This window comes from Algibacter sp., assembly GCF_049667265.1.
Classification (GTDB): domain Bacteria; phylum Bacteroidota; class Bacteroidia; order Flavobacteriales; family Flavobacteriaceae; genus Algibacter_B.
Genome location: NZ_JBATHX010000175.1, coordinates 1 through 2,140, shown reverse-complemented (window position 1 = coordinate 2,140; position 2,140 = coordinate 1). Strand labels below are relative to the sequence as shown.

Genomic DNA, 2,140 nt, shown 5'->3' with positions numbered 1-2,140 from the left:
GTTACAACGTTATCTTTAACATCTACTGTTACACCTTCTGGAATGGCTACTGGATTATTTCCTATTCTTGACATTTCTTTCTGGCTTTAAATTAGTATACGTAACATAAAACTTCTCCACCAACATTATCTCTTTTGGCTTGTTTACCAGTCATCACTCCGTGAGAAGTTGAAACAATAGCAATACCTAAACCGTTTAAGATACGTGGTAAATCATTAGCACCTGCATACTTACGTAAACCTGGTGTACTAATTCTTTGAAGTTTTTTAATTACTGGTTCTTTTGTTTCCTTGTTGTACTTAAGGGCTATTTTAATAGTGCCTTGTACGGACGAGTCATCAAATTTGTAACTTAAAATATATCCTTGTTCGAATAATATTTTAGTAATGTCTTTTTTAAGATTAGAAGCAGGAATCTCAACCACTCTGTGGTTAGCACGTACTGCGTTTCTAATTCTTGTCAAAAAATCCGCAATTGGATCTGAGTACATAATGAATTGATTTTGTGGTCTTGGTTTTCGAACTATTTCGAACCTTAAACCTGATTATTTAAATAATATTACCAACTAGCTTTTCTTACTCCAGGGATTAGACCTTGATTGGCCATTTCTCTGAATGTAACACGAGAAACTCCAAAAGTTCTCATATATCCTTTTGGTCTTCCGGTTAATTTACATCTATTATGCATACGAACTGGAGAAGCATTTTTAGGTAACTTTTGTAATGCTTCGTAATCTCCAGCTTCTTTTAAAGCTTTACGTTTTTCAGCATATTTAGCTACTGTTTTTGCTCTTTTCACCTCACGGGCTTTCATTGATTCTTTAGCCATATCTTAGTTCTTTTGAAAAGGTAACCCTAATTCGGTTAATAATGATTTTGCTTCTTTATCAGTATCTGCTGTAGTTACAAATGTAATATCCATACCAGAGATTTTATTGACTTTATCAATGTTTATTTCTGGGAATATAATTTGTTCAGTAACTCCTAAATTGTAGTTACCTCTACCATCAAATCCTGTAGCTCTAATACCGTTAAAGTCTCTCACACGTGGAAGTGCAGAAGTTACTAAACGATCTAAAAACTCATACATTTTTTCGCCACGCAAAGTTACTTTAACACCAATTGGCATTCCTTTACGTAATTTAAATGTTGCAACATCCTTTTTTGATAAAGTAGCTATTGCTTTTTGTCCTGATATAGTAGTTATTTCTTCTAACGCGTAGTCGATTAACTTTTTATCTGCAACTGCTGCTCCAACACCTTTAGATATAACTATCTTAGTAAGTTTAGGAACTTGCATTACATTACTATATCCAAATTCTTCGGTAAGAGTTGCAATTACTTTGCTTTTATACTCTTCTTTAAGTCTTGGTGAATATGCCATAACTATATTACTTCATTAGATTTTGTTGAAAATCTTACTTTTTTATCGCCTTCTACTCTATAACCAACTCTAGTTGTTTCTCCTTTTGAAGTTAACAATGATAAGTTAGAAATATGAATAGCTGCTTCTTTCTCTACGATTCCGCCTTGAGGATTCTGTGCACTTGGTTTAGTATGTTTCTTAACCATATTCACTCCCTCAACAATCGCTTTGTTCTTTTCTATTAATACCTTTTGTACTTTACCTTCAGATCCTTTATGATCTCCAGCAATTACTTTTACAGTATCTCCAGTTTTTATTTTAAGCTTTGTCATCTTACTTATTATGTATTAAAGCACCTCTGGCGCTAATGATACAATCTTCATGAATTGTTTATCACGAAGCTCTCTAGCAACAGGACCAAAAACACGAGTTCCTCTCATCTCACCCGTTGGGTTTAATAAAACACAAGCGTTATCATCAAATCTTATATAAGATCCGTCTGGTCTTCTTACTTCTTTTTTAGTACGTACAACTACTGCAGTAGAAACAGCACCTTTTTTAATGTTTCCATTAGGTGTTGCGTCTTTAACTGAAACAACAATTTTGTCTCCTACAGAAGCGTATCTTCTTTTAGTACCACCTAGAACACGGATAGTTAAAACCTCCTTGGCTCCAGTGTTATCTGCTACTTTTAATCTTGATTCTTGCTGTAACATAATTATTTCGCTCTTTCAATTATTTCAACTAGTCTCCAACATTTAGATTTACTTAAAGG

The 2,140-nt window shown here is 33.6% G+C and carries 5 protein-coding genes and 1 pseudogene; all 6 read right to left on the bottom strand.

The window, feature by feature from the left end; genetic code table 11:
* A pseudogene (locus WBN21_RS06430) lies at nucleotides 1–74 on the bottom strand (50S ribosomal protein L6); the annotation flags it as partial.
* Between the two features lie 17 nt (nucleotides 75–91).
* A complete protein-coding gene (gene rpsH, locus WBN21_RS06425; protein WP_298339312.1) occupies nucleotides 92–490 on the bottom strand; it encodes a 30S ribosomal protein S8 in 399 nt (132 codons plus the stop codon).
* A gap of 68 nt (nucleotides 491–558) precedes the next feature.
* Nucleotides 559–828, bottom strand: coding sequence for a 30S ribosomal protein S14 (rpsN, locus tag WBN21_RS06420; protein ID WP_033960808.1), 270 nt, complete (start codon nucleotides 826–828; stop codon nucleotides 559–561).
* Nucleotides 829–831: 3 nt separating this feature from the next.
* Entirely contained in the window at nucleotides 832–1,383 is a 552-nt protein-coding gene (rplE, locus tag WBN21_RS06415; protein WP_424198561.1) for a 50S ribosomal protein L5, read from the bottom strand.
* 2 nt (nucleotides 1,384–1,385) lie between these two features.
* Nucleotides 1,386–1,697 carry a 50S ribosomal protein L24 gene (rplX, locus tag WBN21_RS06410; protein ID WP_424198559.1) on the bottom strand — a complete coding sequence of 104 codons (312 nt, stop codon included), beginning with the start codon at nucleotides 1,695–1,697 and terminating at the stop codon, nucleotides 1,386–1,388.
* 15 nt (nucleotides 1,698–1,712) lie between these two features.
* Entirely contained in the window at nucleotides 1,713–2,081 is a 369-nt protein-coding gene (gene rplN, locus WBN21_RS06405) for a 50S ribosomal protein L14 (RefSeq protein ID WP_142783890.1), read from the bottom strand.
* Nucleotides 2,082–2,140: the final 59 nt, after the last annotated feature.